Origin of the sequence: Pseudomonas reactans (assembly GCF_013385825.1) — a bacterium.
GTDB classification, from domain to species: Bacteria; Pseudomonadota; Gammaproteobacteria; order Pseudomonadales; family Pseudomonadaceae; genus Aquipseudomonas; species Aquipseudomonas reactans.
In genome coordinates this window covers 24541-41592 of sequence record NZ_JACAPG010000021.1, presented here as the reverse complement: position 1 = coordinate 41592, position 17052 = coordinate 24541, and the positions used below count along the sequence as shown (strand labels likewise).

The 17052-nt window shown below is 58.7% G+C and carries 11 protein-coding genes; 4 read left to right on the top strand and 7 right to left on the bottom strand.

The window, feature by feature from the left end:
* Positions 1 to 182 precede the first annotated feature (182 nt).
* The 5 genes from HX868_RS24850 to HX868_RS24830 form a co-directional block, all read right to left on the bottom strand.
* Positions 183 to 4805 (bottom strand): ATP-binding protein, encoded by a 4623-nt coding sequence (locus HX868_RS24850; RefSeq protein ID WP_177004693.1) that lies wholly within the window; start codon positions 4803 to 4805, stop codon positions 183 to 185.
* Between the two features lie 144 nt (positions 4806 to 4949).
* The gene (gene guaA, locus HX868_RS24845; RefSeq protein ID WP_016977685.1) at positions 4950 to 6527 is read right to left on the bottom strand and encodes a glutamine-hydrolyzing GMP synthase; all 1578 of its coding nucleotides are present in this window, start codon (positions 6525 to 6527) and stop codon (positions 4950 to 4952) included.
* 80 nt (positions 6528 to 6607) lie between these two features.
* On the bottom strand, positions 6608 to 8077 hold the full coding sequence (guaB, locus tag HX868_RS24840; RefSeq protein WP_016977684.1) for an IMP dehydrogenase: 1470 nt from the start codon (positions 8075 to 8077) through the stop codon (positions 6608 to 6610).
* 228 nt (positions 8078 to 8305) lie between these two features.
* Complete coding sequence (locus tag HX868_RS24835; RefSeq protein WP_028617835.1) at positions 8306 to 8854, bottom strand: hypothetical protein; 549 nt, start codon at positions 8852 to 8854, stop codon at positions 8306 to 8308.
* Between the two features lie 116 nt (positions 8855 to 8970).
* Positions 8971 to 9738 (bottom strand): sulfite exporter TauE/SafE family protein, encoded by a 768-nt coding sequence (locus HX868_RS24830; RefSeq protein WP_177004692.1) that lies wholly within the window; start codon positions 9736 to 9738, stop codon positions 8971 to 8973.
* 99 nt (positions 9739 to 9837) lie between these two features.
* Here HX868_RS24830 and HX868_RS24825 point away from each other — a divergent pair, with 99 nt between their 5' ends.
* From HX868_RS24825 to leuA, 4 genes are all read left to right on the top strand, one after another.
* Complete coding sequence (locus HX868_RS24825; protein ID WP_177004691.1) at positions 9838 to 10728, top strand: LysR substrate-binding domain-containing protein; 891 nt, start codon at positions 9838 to 9840, stop codon at positions 10726 to 10728.
* Between the two features lie 10 nt (positions 10729 to 10738).
* Positions 10739 to 12118 carry an exodeoxyribonuclease VII large subunit gene (gene xseA, locus HX868_RS24820; protein WP_177004690.1) on the top strand — a complete coding sequence of 460 codons (1380 nt, stop codon included), beginning with the start codon at positions 10739 to 10741 and terminating at the stop codon, positions 12116 to 12118.
* Between the two features lie 3 nt (positions 12119 to 12121).
* Positions 12122 to 12943, top strand: a complete 822-nt coding sequence (locus HX868_RS24815) for a M23 family metallopeptidase (protein ID WP_061433992.1) — start codon at positions 12122 to 12124, stop codon at positions 12941 to 12943.
* A gap of 323 nt (positions 12944 to 13266) precedes the next feature.
* Positions 13267 to 14946 carry a 2-isopropylmalate synthase gene (gene leuA / locus HX868_RS24810; protein WP_177004689.1) on the top strand — a complete coding sequence of 560 codons (1680 nt, stop codon included), beginning with the start codon at positions 13267 to 13269 and terminating at the stop codon, positions 14944 to 14946.
* Positions 14947 to 15106: 160 nt separating this feature from the next.
* Here the strand turns inward: leuA and HX868_RS24805 are convergent, their stop codons facing one another.
* Both HX868_RS24805 and HX868_RS24800 read right to left on the bottom strand, forming a co-directional pair.
* Positions 15107 to 15898, bottom strand: a complete 792-nt coding sequence (locus HX868_RS24805; RefSeq protein ID WP_177004688.1) for an amidohydrolase — start codon at positions 15896 to 15898, stop codon at positions 15107 to 15109.
* Positions 15886 to 17034, bottom strand: coding sequence for a pyridoxal phosphate-dependent aminotransferase (locus HX868_RS24800; protein ID WP_177004687.1), 1149 nt, complete (start codon positions 17032 to 17034; stop codon positions 15886 to 15888). The genes HX868_RS24805 and HX868_RS24800 overlap by 13 nt, the downstream gene beginning before the upstream one ends.
* Positions 17035 to 17052 lie beyond the last annotated feature (18 nt).

Below are 17052 nucleotides of genomic sequence, written 5' to 3'. Positions count from 1 at the left end.
TCCTGAGGGTGATATCGCTAGGAAACAACTTCCCAGTGCAACGCCGGTAACAGCTGCCGCATCAACACCGAAATCCGGAGAACATCAGCCCATAATAGAATCGGGCGACCGATTGGGATATCGTCTCATCGAAGCGGTGGGAGGCCAGGAAGCGGACGGGTTGAGCGGATACGGCATGGGCCTTAACGGCGCAGCGCAAATGCTGCAGCGTCCTCTGCGCCGTGAACCTCAGCGTCAAGCAGGCGCTCGTAGATCGTCATCGCACGAGTTTTGATCTCTATTGGTGAACGCTGGAGTGCAATCACAAGCCCTATAAATTCGCCGTCGTACAGCCCTCCAATGGTCCTATCTGGCGATGTACGTGCAAGCTCAGTTGCAGCCTCTGCGATTTCAAGCACCAGCATTTCAAAGCCTGGATAAAGCAACAGGTGCTGAAGCGAGCGTACAAACAGCAGCCCCATCGATTCTCTGAGCAGATCAATATTTACTGCCACAGAAGCCAGCAGGGCTCGCGTCATCTCATCGGGAGGTAATCGCTCGCCACGATCTACAGCTGTAGATAGAGCATGAGCCTCGAACCCACTGACAATGCTGGCGACATAAATGAGGTAGGCATGCGAGCGGCTTCGAATATCGAGATCAAGTTCACCCCACCCCGCTGCAGCCGCGAATAACACGCCAGACCTGGCAGAAATGTCATTCCCGGCCATCACCGCTTCGACTATCTCGCCCATCCCATCAGAAGCAGCGCTATCGACAATCACGCTAGCAGCAGAGAACTCACCACCAATCTGCCTAAGCTTATGATCGCTATGACTGAGCCAGAAGTTGACAATCTCCTGCAGTACGCTCGTATGTATGCGAACGCGCAGGCGCCACAACGACTGGACTACAGCTGCATCTTCAAACGCCGCTGGAAACCTCCGCCAAATCGCCTCAATCAGTTCGCCCACTCTTGCCGCGTCCGCCCACCAAAGTTCATGCGACCTGAACATTAGGATCGCACTCCAAACCTCGGGATCTTCAGGATGAGTAACGTGTAGTTCCAACTCCGCGAGCCAACCATCACAATCCACGCCGTCACGATGGAGATATCCCGCTGCGATCGCTGACAGCAGCGTGAAATTGCGCTGAGGGAGAAAATGCATCCCGCCGCCCCGGCCGAATAGCATGGCCTCAGGGCGTTGATCTGGTTTCTCATTCCGCTCACGATTGGATTTGTTTAACTCGGCATGACGTACTGCTTCTGCAGCCAGCACATTGGGGTCGCGCTGCAGCCAGCCCTTGAGCAACTCGATGTCACGACCCTCAAGACCTTTCAGGCGTTTAGCGAGCACCTCCATGGCGCTGGCAACATCGTGGCGAAAGCTAGTCGACGAAAAGCCACGGGATTGGGCGTCCCAAATCAAAGTTTTTTGTGTCTGAGCGTCAACTGCCTCAACCGCCGACAACTCCCTAATCGCGGCGCCCGTAACCTGCTCGTGCAGACCCGGTTGTAAACGCGGAATGATACGAAGAACACGATCTGGGAACGACTTCGCAAACGCCGAAAAAGCCCGAGACAACTCAGTAACACCGCCCTTCAGCCAGTGTTTCGGGTGCTCATGACGGCCAGTATGGTCGTTTACTGCAACGAACATTTTGATAATCGCATCGTCACTGGCTTTCGCCATCTGATCGTGGCTCATGGGCGATCCAACGAACTGCGCCATCCTCCGACCGCCACGTTTTGCTTTTAGCGTGGGCTGTTCGACCTGCCACTCCTCAACTTGCCTACGACGACGGGGCGTCAGCACGTGCACAGGTAGTTCGCCAAGTAAACGCAACCTCCGCTCATCAGACCAACGGAGCAACAGTCTTCTATGGGCAGGATCTTGCTCTTCCTGTAATTCTTCCCCCCAAGGCTCCCAAGCCTCGATGTAATCGCGAATCCGCTCAATATCAGCGAGAGAGAGGTAGGGAGTGATCTGGGCAATCAGTGTGCTTGACGACCAACCGCTGATCACGTGGCCGACACTTCTTTCATCGTCGAACGTATCGCTACCTAGATGAAGACGCCGCTGATCAGCCAGGAGAAACGCGAGCGCATACTCAGCAAATACAGCCGGGTTCGCCGCCAGGGTATCGGCCACTAGCGACTGGACCTCGTCAATTTCTACAGCAACAACAGTAGCGAGCAAGGTGCGCACACCTGGCGGGTCAGAAACTGCTGACTCTTCGAGCACACTCCTCAGAAGCTGCGTCAAATGCCCCTCGCCGGAATCATATTTCCAATCGTATGGAACAGATATCGATTGCGGATACCGATGCCCGGGCCGCCCATCACCAACCTTTCGCGATGCCACCCCGACAAACCAAGGCAGGAGTCGTTCGGCACAATAGAGCGGTGCGGCTGCCGCAATCTTTTCAACACCATACACCTTGATGCCATTGTGCCGATCCGCAGGCTGCAACTCAGCCCAAAATGAGATGAGATCCAAAGCAACGCGGGTATTACCGTTCTCATGCAAAGTCTTGGTGTAATGGGATATCGCCCAATCTGCCAACGTCGTTCGATTAAAGATCGTACGGACATGGGCGATTGCACGGTCGGTCGCAATACCAGAACGCTCAAAGAGACTAAACACGTCTCCGTCATGTGAAGTATCCGACCAATAGCGGTCGACCAGATCCATAACTTGGCTCGAGCCCTCAGCAACTTCTCGAACGAGCAGCATGGTCGCATTCCAGCGATGCTTTTCGTCCTGTAGAAGAATAGGAAGGAGCGGCAGCACCCCTGATCTCCAGCACGGCCATCTTATCGCTACCTGCCTGAATGCCCGATTCGCAAGTGCATGATCGTTACGCGCCATCCAATCGACCCAAGCAATATCACTTACGCTTGGATCATCAGCACTCGCCAAATAATCGGCAACCAGATGGCGCAGATGTCTGCGTGTCTTGGGGTTTGGTAGCAACAAGCGAATAGACATCTCATAGGATGCCATATCAACCCTTCGCATATGCTCAAGGCCGCGTAAAACTGTTCCCCGCGCAAATAACCCTTCCTGGCGACTCCATGCGTAATCAGCCAACTCTTGTGCGGTTCGGAGTGTCTTAGCCTGGAAATCATCGAGCCATGACTGATGACTGAATCCAATGCTGGCGTCTTCACGGATGACGATGCCAATTGACTCGGCCCAACGCAGCATCTCGCTGTAGTCCGGGTCATAGTAAGCGGCCGGCCGCCAGAGGCTCTCATACTGCGTCATGTCAGCCGCGAGCTGGCGCAAGAACGCCAGACACGAAGCACGCGCGGGCCCTACAGGTAGTTTTTTGTCGAGCCATCGATCAAGTAAGTTTGCTGCCGTAAAATCCGCAGGATTCAAGCCAGATTTGGCAAGATCGACGTATATACCCAGAGCAAAAGGTGTACGTAGTGCCTCTTTGAGACTATCCGGCACGACAGTGGAGTCGATACCGAGCTCACCAAGCAGAGTGGATATCCGCTCGAACGGAGGAAGAGTAAGTAGTAACTCATCCGCATCAAGCAACCTAAATCGAGCGTCGAACTTCGCCTCAAATGGTCGCGAAGAAACGATGACATGAATGGGAAGTTTATTACCCTCTTGACTCTCTGCCTCCTGTAACCGAGATGCAAGGCGAAGTAATACCTGCATGCGCTGTGAACTCTGGTCCATCACTTCACTGACAGCGTCAAGCTGATCAATGATCAGCACAACCGGGGCTTCAACCGCCAGCGAGAGAAGCTCCTTTTCGATATCACCTGACATACCAAGATCGCGAGCGAGGTCGACGAAATTCACAATATTAGGGCTAAGCATGTCGGCCTTTATCGCTAGCACAATCTGGCCGCGGGCTTTAAGGGCACAATACAGCTCAGCGAGAAGTGCTGACTTCCCAGTCCCTGCTCCTCCCACGACCAGCGTGGAGCCTGCAGGATGCCGATTGATCCGCTGGATCAGATCGTCGAACTCTGGTCGCTCTATATGCTGCCCCCAAATCAGTTGAGGCCAGTCGGCCAGACCGCGCGACCCGCGCGTGATGTCTTCCTCAACATCAGCTCTAGTGCATGTTTGTGTACTCTTTGAGACTAAGCCAACTGCAGCGAACCGAGCCTCAATCATGGCCTCGGCATCCTCTACAGCCACGACAAGTTGAACTTTGAAAAACCGCTGACGGACAGCAGGGATGCACTCCAGTAACGCGTCGAGGTCGACTGGTCTAAGAAGCTCATATTTCAGGTTCTTCAGGGCCGTCCTGATGCCTGGCATGACAGCCTCGATCTTCAGCATCGAGAATGCTTCATACTTTTTAATGACGTCGGTAGCCAGACCTAAAAGCTCTGTTTCATTGGCAGTTAGCCAAGTCTGTGGCGCATCGAAAAAATCGGTTGTAGTGCTGGCAGGATCCGAAGCAAGAGCAAGAATAAATCGGAAACTGGCTGGGTCCGGCATAAGCGTCGGCTCAAGCACGACATTTAGAAGGAACTTGATTACCTCACGGAGCGTGTCCGGCCGAGTGAAACCAGCCTTAACCTTTTTGCACTGAATAACCCCAACTGGCCGCTCATCCTTCGTGAGCCAAACATCCCGTCCTTGATCAGCTCCTGTGACCATCAAGCGAGCATTGCTGTACCAAGGCCAATCAGACGCACGTCCTCTATAGATGCTGTACAGAAGGAGTTCAAAATCAGCGTCCGTTAACGCGAGATAATTTGCTCTATCTGGTCCCACGCGCCCTTCGTCTACGGCTTCGACGTGAGCGTATGCAACATTAATCTCATCATCTGTGAGGAGTTTCATTCTGGTCTTCCGTGTTTGACGATATCTAGCTACCAACAGTGAGCTACCACCGACACATGCGGCTATATCGATAGCAAGAATAAGCCATTTGCTCGAGCATGAAAAAACCGGCCTAAGCCGGTTTTTTCATACAGCGCTGCGGGATCACTCCCACTCAATCGTCGCCGGCGGCTTGCTCGACACGTCGTAAGTAACGCGCGAAATACCTTCGATCTCATTGATGATACGGCCGCTGACGGTTTCCAGCAGTTCGTACGGCAGGTGTGCCCAACGCGCAGTCATGAAGTCGATGGTTTCTACCGCACGCAGGGCCACGACCCAGGCGTAACGACGGCCATCACCAACCACGCCAACCGATTTCACCGGCTGGAACACCACGAACGCCTGGCTGACTTTGTGGTACCAGTCGGCCTTGCGCAGTTCTTCGATGAAGATGTGGTCGGCGCGACGCAGCAGGTCGGCGTATTCCTTCTTCACTTCACCGAGGATCCGCACGCCCAGGCCCGGGCCTGGGAATGGATGACGGTAGACCATGTCGTACGGCAGGCCGAGTTCCAGGCCCAGGCGGCGGACTTCGTCCTTGAACAGTTCGCGCAGCGGTTCTACCAGCTTGAGGTTCATTTCCTCAGGCAGGCCACCCACGTTGTGGTGGGACTTGATCACGTGGGCCTTGCCGCTCTTGGCGCCAGCCGACTCGATCACGTCAGGGTAGATGGTGCCCTGGGCGAGGTACTTGATGTTGTCCAGTTTGTTGGACTGGGCATCGAACACGTCGATGAAGGTGCGGCCGATGATCTTGCGCTTCTTCTCCGGATCGGACTCGCCGGCCAGATTGTTGAGGAACTGGTCCTCAGCATTGGCGCGGATCACCTTGACGCCCATGTTCTCGGCGAACATGGCCATCACTTGCTCACCTTCGTGCAGGCGCAGCAGGCCGTTGTCGACAAAGACGCAGGTCAGCTGATCGCCGATGGCTTTGTGCAACAGGGCAGCAACAACGGAGGAGTCAACGCCGCCGGACAGGCCGAGCAGTACGTTGTCGGTGCCGACCTGGGCGCGAACCTGGGCGATGGCGTCTTCAGCGATCTTGGACGGGGTCCACAGGGCTTCACATTCGCAGATGTCGAGGATGAAGCGCGACAGGATGCGGCCGCCTTGCTTGGTGTGGGTCACTTCCGGGTGGAACTGCACGCCGTAGTAACGACGCTCGTCGCTGAACATGCCGGCGATCGGGCAGCTCGGGGTGCTGGCCAGGATGTGGAAGTCTTCCGGCATCTTGGTGACCTTGTCACCGTGGCTCATCCACACGTCGAGGCCGAACAGGCCGTCGGCGTCGACGTGATCTTCGATGCCGTCCAGCAGGCGGCTCTTGCCGACCACGTCGACACGGGCATAACCGAATTCACGCAGCTCGGAACCTTCAACCTTGCCGCCCAATTGCTCGGCCATGGTCTGCATGCCGTAGCAGATGCCGAAGACCGGGACGCCCAGGTCGAAGACGGCTTGCGGGCAGCGCGGGCTGTTGGCTTCGTGCACGGACTCTGGGCCACCGGCGAGGATGACGCCTTTCGGTGCGAATTCGCGGATCGCTTCGTCGTCCATGTCGAACGGATGCAGTTCGCAGTACACGCCGATTTCGCGCACACGGCGGGCGATCAGTTGGGTGTACTGGGAACCGAAATCGAGGATCAGGATACGGTGGGCGTGAATGTCGAGGGCCATGAAGTCAGTCTCGTCTAATGAATCAGAAACAACTCGGGGCTGAAGAACAGCCCCGGTTACTTAACAGTTTGCTGGAAGCATCAACCTACGCGGTAGTTTGGCGCTTCCTTGGTGATCTGCACGTCGTGGACATGGGATTCAGCCATGCCGGCGCCGGTGATCCGCACGAACTCTGGCTTGGTGCGCATTTCTTCGATGTCGGCGCTGCCGGTGTAGCCCATCGAGGAACGCAGGCCGCCCATCAGTTGATGGATGATCGCGCTCAGGGTGCCTTTGTACGGCACACGGCCTTCGATGCCTTCCGGAACGAGCTTCTCGGCGCCTGCCGAGGAGTCCTGGAAGTAACGGTCGGAAGAACCTTGCGCCTGGGACATGGCGCCCAGCGAACCCATGCCGCGGTAAGCCTTGTAGGAACGGCCCTGGAACAGTTCGATCTCGCCTGGTGCTTCTTCAGTACCGGCAAACATCGAGCCCATCATCACGCAGGAAGCACCGGCTACGATGGCCTTGGACAGGTCACCGGAGAAACGGATGCCACCGTCGGCGATCAACGGAACACCGGTGCCTTCAAGGGCAGCGGCGACGTTGGCGATGGCGCTGATTTGCGGCACGCCAACACCTGCAACGATACGGGTGGTGCAGATCGAGCCAGGGCCGATACCGACCTTGACCGCATCCGCGCCCGCTTCGGCCAGCGCCTTGGCGGCAGCGCCGGTGGCGATGTTGCCGCCGATCACTTGCACGTCAGGGAAATTCTGTTTGACCCAACGCACGCGGTCGATCACGCCTTTGGAGTGACCGTGGGCGGTATCGACTACCACCACGTCAACGCCGGCAGCGACCAGGGCCGAAACACGGTCACCGGTGTCTTTACCGGTACCAACGGCAGCGCCTACGCGCAGACGACCTTGGTCATCCTTGCTGGCCAACGGGTAAGCCTTGGCTTTTTCGATGTCGTTGACGGTCATCATGCCTTTGAGGGCGAATTTGTCGTCGACGATCAGCACGCGCTCGATGCGGTGCTTGTGCAGCAGTTCGCGCACATCGTTCTTGTCGGCGCCTTCCTTGACAGTGACTAGACGCTCTTTGGGCGTCATCACTTCACGGACAGTGACTTCAAGACGGTTCTCGAAACGCACGTCACGGGAAGTGACGATGCCGACCAGGTCGCCATCGTGCAGCACCGGAACGCCGGAGATGTTGTGCAGGCGGGTCAGGTCGAACAGGTCACGCACAGTAGCGTCGGCTTCGATGGTGATCGGATCTTTCACCACACCGGCTTCGTAACGCTTGACCTTGCGCACTTCGGCAGCTTGCTGCTCGATGGTCATGTTCTTGTGGATGATGCCGATGCCGCCTTCCTGAGCCATGGCGATGGCCAGACGGGCTTCAGTGACGGTGTCCATGGCAGCGGAAACAAGGGGAATATTCAGCTCGATGCCACGGGTTAGGCGGGTCTTGAGACTGACTTCGTTAGGAAGCACCTCGGAATAACCGGGCACTAGGAGAATGTCGTCGAATGTCAGAGCTTCTTGGCTGATACGCAGCATCGCGGGGGCTCCCGAGCGGGAAAATGGAAGCGCGCCATTATATACATGCACCCTGCCGGGCTCAATGTAAAACTCTGACAAACTTGGTAATACTGATAGATGGAAAAAATCTGCTGCTTTTCTGTAGGAGCGAGCTTGCTCGCGAAGAACGCAAAGGCACCGCGTTAAAGCAAACCCACCACGTTATCGCTGACGTTTTTCGCGAGCAAGCTCGCTCCTACAGGAGGGTTACAACTCGACTTTGACCCAACTCATCTTCTGGTCCAGCCAATCGGCAAATTCGTCGATAAAACTCTGCTTGAACCCCGCCTCCGCCCAGTTATTGAAGATGAATCCCAGGTTGGAAAACCCGCATTGCTGTAGGAACAGGAACCCGTTGATGTCGTCTTCATGCCCGCACAGCGGGCAGGTGAAGTTGTCGGTGTGGCCGGGCATCCAGTCTTCCAGGCTTTCGAACAGGGCTTCGCCGACTTCCTTGCGGCATTCCGGGCAACCGGCTTCTTCGAGAAAGCCTTTGGCGGGTGTGTAGATGCAGCGCTTGTAGATGATCTCCAGGCCGTTGATCGGCTCGTTGAACGGCAGCGCCTCGGGGTACAACACCACGGCGCGGGCGCCGTCGGCCAGGGCATAGCCCATGCGGTTGCCGGTACGGCCGCAGGTGGTGAGTTCTTCCTTGATGATGTTCTTGCGCACCAGCCAGCGCACGATTGCCCGGGCGCGGGGTTCGTGGACGGGCAAGGTGGAGATTTTCGGGACAAGGATGCTTTGGGAATTCATGAGAGTCCTGCGGTGTGGCCACTGGCGCCATCGCCGGCAAGCCGGCTCCTGTAGGAGCTGGCTTGCCGGCGGTGAGGCCCTGAAAGGTTGGCAGCTTAATCCCTGCCCCACACAGGTCAAGTGCTCAGGTAGCGTCCGATCAGTGCAATACCGCTCGCCAGCACCAGCCAGGTCACCAGCCGCACAAAGGCCTCACGGGACATACGCATCGTCAACCTGCGCCCACACCACAGCCCGAGGGCCATCGCCGGCAACAGACACAGCGCCAACATCAATAGCGGCAAATCCGCATACACCCCGGCGATCAGAAACAGGCTCAGGCGCACCACCGTGCTGCAACTGATCAACGCACTCTGGGTGGCGCGCGCCGCATCCTTGGGCAGGCGGCTGTTCAGATAGATCGCATACAGAAAACCGCCACTGCCAAACAATGCGCCGAATAAACCACCGACGGTGCCCATGGGAACCGACGAACCCGTCGCCATCTGCGTCGACCGCGCCTTTACCGCCAGGCTGTAGAGGGCGTAGGCACTGATGAACAAGCCCATCAGCAACAGCAACAAATCCGAATGCAGGTTGAGCAAAAACACCACGCCCAGTGTGCAACCCATTGCCATGCACGGCAGCAAGCGCAGCAGCTCTGGCTTGTTCACATCCCGCCGCGATTGCAGCAGGTTGCCAAACGCCGCGACAAAATCCAACAACACCAGTAACGGGATGATCTTCGACAGCGGCATGAACAGGATCAGCAGCGGCCCCGCCACCAACGCGGTGCCAAAGCCCGCAATACCGAACACGATATAGGCCACGACGATGCCCAGGCCGATCACCAGCCAATCCACACCGCCAAACGACCACTGGCTCATCAGCTCAACCGGGTTCATGGGTCATTCCTTATTAGAGATGGGCTTCACTTTAGCCAGCGCCGAGAGATGCGACTAATATCTTCAAAGCCCTCCACCCATCTCGAAAAGGCATGACGCGTGATTTCCACCCGCCAACTGCGTTACTTCGTCGAAATCGCCGACAGCGGCAGCTTCAGCGCCGCCGCTGAGCGCCTGTTTGTGGCGCAGTCCGCCTTGAGCCGGCAGATCAAGGAGCTGGAAACCCAGCTGCAAACGCCCCTGTTCGAACGCACTGCACGCCAACCGCGACTGACCGCTGCGGGTGAGGCCTTCTACCCGCGAGCACGCAACCTGCTGAGTGAACTGATCAAGGCCAGTGAAATGGCAACGCAAGTGGGCAACGGCGAACTGGGTACGCTGCGCCTGAGCCATTCGAGCACCGTGCCGATGAGTGGGCCGTTGCTGCAAGGCATCAGCACCTGGCTGGAACGCTGCCCAGGGGTGTCGATGGACATCGTCACACTGTCCTCCGAAACGCAGTTGGAAGAAATCGCCGAAGGTCGCCAGGAAGTCGGGCTGTTGCGCCTGCCCGTGTTGCGCCAGCGCGAAGGCGTGCGAGTGGTGCCTTTATATAGCGAGCAACTGTTGCTCGCGGTGCCGCCGAATCATCGGCTGGCGCGCAGCAATGCGCCCATCGAGCTGGGGCAATTGAAGGACGAAGCGTTTATCTCGATCCCTCATCCCCAGCGTGGCGGCTTGAGTTATCTGTCAGCCGAGTTGTGCATGCGCGCAGGTTTTTTCCCCAAGGCCGCGCGGGTGATGTCACGCAAAACAACCCAATTGCAGTTGATCCAGGCCGGCTTCGGTATTGCCTTGTTACCAAAATCCATGCAGGACATCGCCCCTGCCACTGTGCGCTTTTTGCCTCTGGCCGACCCGGACTGCCTAAGCACCGTGGCCCTGGCCTGCGCGCAGGGGCAGAGCGCGCTGGTGGAGCAATTCTGCCAAACCTTGCACGAATGCCTATAAACTGCCGCCCATGATTAAAGATCCTTTTGCCCGTCTGGGCCTCGACCGCGAAGTCCTGACTGTCAGCCAGCTCAACGGCCGCGCGCGGGTGTTGCTGGAAGACGTGTTCACCAATATCTGGGTCGAAGGCGAGATCTCCAACCTCGCCCGCCCGGCCTCCGGCCACGTGTATTTCACCCTCAAGGACAGTGGCGCCCAGGTGCGTTGCGCGCTGTTTCGCAACAACGCCGCGCGCGTGCGCCAGGCGCTGAAGGACGGCCTGGCGGTGAAGGTACGCGGCAAGGTCTCGCTGTTCGAAGGCCGGGGTGATTACCAACTGATCCTCGATACCGTCGAGCCAGCCGGTGATGGGGCACTGCGCCTGGCGTTCGACGCGCTGAAGGAAAAGCTCAGCGCCGAAGGCCTGTTCAGCGCCGAGCGCAAAGTGCCGCTGCCGGCGCACCCTCGGCGCATCGGCATCATCAGTTCGCCGACCGGCGCGGTGATCCGCGACATCATCAGCGTGTTCCGCCGTCGTGCGCCAAACATTGAACTGACCCTGATCCCCACCGCCGTGCAAGGCCGCGAAGCCATCCCGCAGATTGTGCGCGCACTGAAACTGGCAGATGCACGTGGCTTTGATGCGCTGATCCTGGCCCGTGGCGGCGGTTCGCTGGAAGACCTCTGGTGCTTCAACGAAGAAGCCGTGGCCCGTGCGGTGGATGCTTGCGTCACGCCAATCGTCAGCGCTGTTGGCCATGAAACCGATGTATCCATCAGCGACTTCGTGGCCGACGTGCGCGCCCCTACCCCCTCCGCCGCAGCCGAATTGCTCGCGCCGGACGCCAGCCATTTGGTGCGTCAGGTCGAGAACCTGCACCGCCGCCTGGTGATGCTGATGCGCAATCGCCTGAGCCATGACCGCCTGCGCTTGGAAGGTTTGGCGCGACGCCTGCGCCACCCTGGCGAACGTCTGCGCCAGCAAGCCCAGCGTCTGGACGACCTGGACATGCGCCTGCGCCGTGCATTCGAGCGCAGCCTCAATACCCGCCGCGAGCGCCTGATCCGCCTGGAAACCCGCCTCGCTGGCCAGCACCCCGGTCGCCAACTGGCGCTGCTGCGCCAGCGCCTGGACAGCCTCGCAGAACGCCTGCCCCGCGCCATGCGCGAAGGCCTCAAGGCGCGGCGCCTGCAACTGCAAAGCCAGATGCAGACGCTGCACGTGGTCAGCCCGCTGGCGACCCTGGGCCGTGGCTACAGCATCCTGCTGGACGAGCGCGGACAGGCCATTCGCAATGCTGCGCAGACTCACACCGGCCAGCGCCTCACCGCGCGCCTAGGTGAGGGCCAATTGCAAGTGCGGGTGGAAGACAACCACCTGACACCCGTCACCCTTTCGTTATTGGATTGATTGATGCCACGTCTCTTTAGTGTGTTGATGCTGCTGTGCCTTGCCTTTAATGCTCATGCCGATAGCTACATCACCCGCACCTTGAACAAGCCGGTGCCGGGCGGTGTTGCCGTGGTCGAACTGGGCCCTTCCGCCGCTGCACCCAAGGCCACGTACTTGGGCAAGCCCGTGCTGGTGGTGAAAGAGGCCGACAACTGGCTGGCGATTGTCGGCATCCCGTTGACGGTCAAGCCCGGCAACGAACGCATCAGCAGCGGCGGGCGTAACCTGCCGTTTATCGTCGGCTACAAGAAGTACCCGGAACAGCGCATCACCCTGAAAAACAAAAGCCAGGTGAACCCCGACCCGGCGCAGCTGAAACGCATCGAGGCGGAGCTGGCGGTGCAGATCAAGGCTTATCGCAGTTTCAGCCCTAACCTGCCGAGCAACCTGGTGTTGGACAAACCGGTGAACGGGCCGCTGTCGAGCAAGTTCGGCGTGCGACGTTTCTTCAATGGTGAAGAGCGCAATCCCCATTCGGGCCTGGACTTTGCCGTGCCGGCCGGTACACCGATCAAGACGCCGGCCAACGGCAAAGTGATTCTGGTGGGCAACTACTTCTTCAACGGCAACACCGTGTTCGTCGATCACGGCCAGGGCTTTATCAGCATGTTCTGCCACATGTCGAAGATCGACGTGAAAGTCGGTGACCAGCTCACGCGTGGCGCGGTGGTGGGCAAAGTCGGTGCCACGGGCCGTGCGACCGGGCCGCACATGCACTGGAACGTCAGCCTGAACGACGCGCGGGTCGATCCGGCGATCTTCATTGGCGCGTTCCAGCCCTGAAACGCTCGATTGCGCGCCTGATAATAGGCGCGCAATTAAAACCAGCCCTAGACATATTCCTAAGCACAAGATCTCGTTTCCTACGTAGATAGCAGAACTTATCTCAATTTTTCGCGACTGCTTGCCATCTTTCACCCCGACGGTTAGGGTTGGGCTTATGAAAACCTCTCACACCCTCATTCAGCTCCGCCAGCACCGCAGCCTGTGCCTCGTCAGCGCACGACTGCCAGGCTGAATCGATCTGCCTCGTCCCGCGATTTATCCCCAATAACAGTTCCACGGCAGGCCGCCTTTTCTCGGCCCCTACAACAAAGGATTTCCCGATGAGCATGCTCAAAGACCCGTCTTCGAAGTACCGCGCGTTCCCGACCATCGACATCCCGGACCGCACCTGGCCGTCGAAGACCATCACCGAAGCGCCGATCTGGTGCAGCTCGGACCTTCGTGATGGCAACCAGTCGCTGATCGAGCCGATGGACGCGGTGAAAAAGCTGCGTTTCTGGAAGACTCTGGTTGCCGTCGGCGTGAAGGAAATCGAAGCCTCGTTCCCAGCCGCCTCGCAAACCGACTTCGACTTCGTGCGCACCTTGATCGAAGACGGTCACATCCCCGAGGACACCACCATCCAGGTGCTGACCCAGGGCCGTGAAGACTTGATCGCACGCACCTTCGAATCCCTGCGCGGTGCCAAGAAGGCCATCGTGCACCTGTACAACGCGACGTCGCCGTCGTTCCGCCGCATCGTGTTCAACCAGGACAAGGACGGCATCAAGGCCATCGCGGTCAACGCCGCGCAGCTGTTCGTCAAATACGCTGCGCAGCAGCCGGAAACCCAGTGGACCTTCGAATACTCTCCGGAGACTTTCAGTGCCACTGAGCTGGAGTTCGCCAAGGAAGTCTGTGATGCGGTGATCGAGGTGTGGAACCCGACGCCTGAGCACAAGATGATCCTCAACCTGCCAGCCACCGTGGAATGCGCCACGCCGAACATCTATGCCGACCAGATCGAATGGTTCGGTCGCCATATCAACCGTCGTGACAGCGTGATCATCAGCCTGCACACCCACAACGACCGTGGCACTGGCGTTGCCGCCACCGAGCTGGGCCTGATGGCCGGCGCCGACCGTGTCGAAGGCTGCCTGTTCGGCAACGGCGAGCGTACCGGTAACGTCGACCTGGTCACCGTGGCTTTGAACATGTACACCCAGGGCCTCGACCCGCAGCTGGACTTCTCCGACATCGACGGCGTGCGCAAGGTCGTCGAGGAATGCAACCAGATCCAGGTGCACCCACGTCACCCGTACGTCGGCGACCTGGTTCACACCGCGTTCTCCGGCTCTCACCAAGACGCAATCCGCAAAGGTTTCTCCCAGCAGAAAGACGATGCGCTGTGGGAAGTGCCGTACTTGCCGATCGACCCGGCCGACATCGGCCGCAGCTACGAAGCGGTGATCCGCGTGAACAGCCAGTCGGGCAAAGGCGGCATCGCCTACCTGCTGGAGCAGGAGTACGACATCAGCTTGCCGCGTCGCATGCAGATCGAGTTCAGCCAAGTCGTGCAGGCCGAAACCGACCGTGTGGGCCTGGAGATGACGGCGCCGCAGATCTACGCCTTGCTTCAGCGTGAGTACCTGCAAGCCAACACCCCGTACGCGTTGGTCAGCCATCGCCTGCAGGAAGAAAACGGTAACAGTTTTGTTGAGGTGGAAGTCTCCGGCAAGGGCCAGGGCGAAACCAACCTGCACTGGAAAGGCAAAGGCAACGGCGCGCTGGAAGCACTGGTGGCCGGCCTGCCGATCGGCGTGGAGATCATGGACTACAACGAACATGCGATCGGTGCAGGCACCAACGCCAAGGCGGCGGCCTACATCGAGCTGCGTGTGAACGGTGAGCGTCCGGTGCATGGCGTGGGTATTGATGAAAACATCACCACCGCCAGCTTCAAGGCGCTGTTCAGTGCGCTGAACAGGTCGTTGAGCCAGCAGGAAGCCAAAGCGGCGTAAGCGTTTAGCTGTCATACAAAAGGCCCCTGGGTGAGAACCCAGGGGCCTTTCTGTTTCCGGACCTTGTAGGAGCGAGCTTGCTCGCGAAAAACGCAAGGGCACCGCTGGCTACCTGATAGCGCTGCGGTATCGTTAAGGTTTTTCGCGAGCAAGCTCGCTCCTACAGGAACTGGAAGCTGTCAGCATCCAGGTTGGCTGGAAACCGGGTGCGATACGCCGCCAATTCCGCCGCGTCCAGACTCACTGCAAACACCCCATCCGCCTCCCCCGCACTCAGCAAGGTCTCACCTTGGAAATCCAGCACCTGGCTATCCCCGGTGTAGGCAAAGCCCTTCCCATCCGTGCCCACCCGATTGACTGCCGCCACGTAGCACAGGTTTTCAATAGCCCGCGCCGGCAGCAACCGGTTCCAGTGTGAACGCCGCGCCCCCGGCCAGTTGGCGGTGTACAGCAGCAGGTCGGTGTCCTGGGCATCGCGGCTCCACACCGGGAAACGCAGGTCGTAGCAAATCAGCGGGCGAATACGCCAGCCCTTCAATTCGAACTGCACCTGGCGTTCGCCCGGCGTGTAGTGATTGTGTTCACCGGCCATGCGGAACAGATGGCGCTTGTCGTAATGCAGCACCTCGCCATCCGGCCGCGCCCACAGCAGGCGGTTGCGGTGACTGCCGTCGGCGGCCTGGATGATCACACTGCCGGTAATCACCGCTTTGTACTTCGCCGCCTGGGCCTGGAGCCAATGATGGGTCGGGCCGTTTTCAGGCTCTGCAAGGGCTTGCGACTCCATCGAGAAGCCGGTGGTGAACATCTCCGGCAACACGATCAGGTCGGCGCCTTTGGCTTGCTCCAACAGCAGCTCGAAATGTTCGAGGTTGGCCTGGCGGTCATGCCAGGCCAGGCTGGTCTGCACCAGGGCGATGTTCAGGTTCGGCAGTGCACTCAGATCACGCATAGTTTTTCCGCCGCTTGGCGCAGCGTTTCCTCGCGTTTGGCAAAGCACAGGCGCACCAGGCGCTGGCCTTGGGGTGGGGTCTGGTAGAACACCGAGACCGGGATGGTGGCCACGCCGTGTTCGCGGGTCATCCACAGGGACATGGCGACGTCATCCAGGTCCGGGCGAATCTGTGAGTAATCCACCAGCTGGAAGTAGGTACCGGTTACTCGGGTAAAGCTGAAACGGGACGGCGCCAACAGGTCGCAGAACAGGTCACGCTTGGCCTGGTAGAACGCCGGTAATTCGTCGACGTGTTCCGGGTGTTCGGCCATGAAGTCGGCCAGCGCGTATTGCAGTGGGGTCACGCCGCAGAAATTGACGTATTGGTGCACTTTACGCAATTCGGCGGTGAGGGCTGGCGGTGCGACGACATAGCCGGTTTTCCAGCCAGTGACGTGATAGGTCTTGCCAAAAGAGCTGACCACAAACGCGCGCTGGTAGAGTTCTTCGTGGGCCAACACGCTGACGTGAGACACGCCGTCGAATACCAAGTGTTCGTAGACTTCGTCGCTGACCAGATAGATATCACGGTCACGGATCAGTTCGGCCAATTGGTCCAGCTCGGCGCGGCTGATCAAGGCACCTGTAGGGTTGTGCGGGGTATTGAGAATGATCATGCGCGTGCGCGGTGACAGCGCCGCCTTGACCTTCTCGAAGTCGAGGGTAAAGCCGTTCAGGCTCAGTTGCACATGCACGCAGCGACCGCCAGCCAACTCCACCGAAGGCTCATAGCTGTCGTAGCTGGGGTCGAACACGATCACTTCATCGCCCGTGCGAATCACTGCCTGGATCGCGCAGAAGATCGCCTCGGTGGCGCCAGGGGTGATGGTCACTTCACTGTCGGCATTGACCGTGGCGCCGTAACTACGAGCGATCTTGGCGGCCACTTGCTGACGCAGCACCGGCAGTCCGGTCATTGGCGCATATTGGTTATGCCCGAGGGCGATATGCTTGCCCACCGCATCGAGCAAAGCCTGGGGGCCATTGAAGTCCGGGAAACCCTGGGACAGGTTGAGCGCGCCGGTTTCGGCAGCGAGTTGCGACATGGTGGTAAAAATGGTCGTGCCGACATTCGGCAGCTTGCTGGTGATCATCGAAAGGCCCCTGCAGGT

Bases quoted from the DNA above. Each gene is read 5' to 3' on its own strand.
- HX868_RS24850 (WP_177004693.1), bottom strand. From the start codon at position 4,805: ATGAAACTCCTCACAGATGATGAGATTAATGTTGCATACGCTCACGTC.
- guaA (WP_016977685.1), bottom strand. From the start codon at position 6,527: ATGGCCCTCGACATTCACGCCCACCGTATCCTGATCCTCGATTTCGGT.
- guaB (WP_016977684.1), bottom strand. From the start codon at position 8,077: ATGCTGCGTATCAGCCAAGAAGCTCTGACATTCGACGACATTCTCCTA.
- HX868_RS24835 (WP_028617835.1), bottom strand. From the start codon at position 8,854: ATGAATTCCCAAAGCATCCTTGTCCCGAAAATCTCCACCTTGCCCGTC.
- HX868_RS24830 (WP_177004692.1), bottom strand. From the start codon at position 9,738: ATGAACCCGGTTGAGCTGATGAGCCAGTGGTCGTTTGGCGGTGTGGAT.
- xseA (WP_177004690.1), top strand. From the start codon at position 10,739: ATGATTAAAGATCCTTTTGCCCGTCTGGGCCTCGACCGCGAAGTCCTG.
- HX868_RS24815 (WP_061433992.1), top strand. From the start codon at position 12,122: ATGCCACGTCTCTTTAGTGTGTTGATGCTGCTGTGCCTTGCCTTTAAT.
- leuA (WP_177004689.1), top strand. From the start codon at position 13,267: ATGAGCATGCTCAAAGACCCGTCTTCGAAGTACCGCGCGTTCCCGACC.
- HX868_RS24805 (WP_177004688.1), bottom strand. From the start codon at position 15,898: ATGCGTGATCTGAGTGCACTGCCGAACCTGAACATCGCCCTGGTGCAG.
- HX868_RS24800 (WP_177004687.1), bottom strand. From the start codon at position 17,034: ATGATCACCAGCAAGCTGCCGAATGTCGGCACGACCATTTTTACCACC.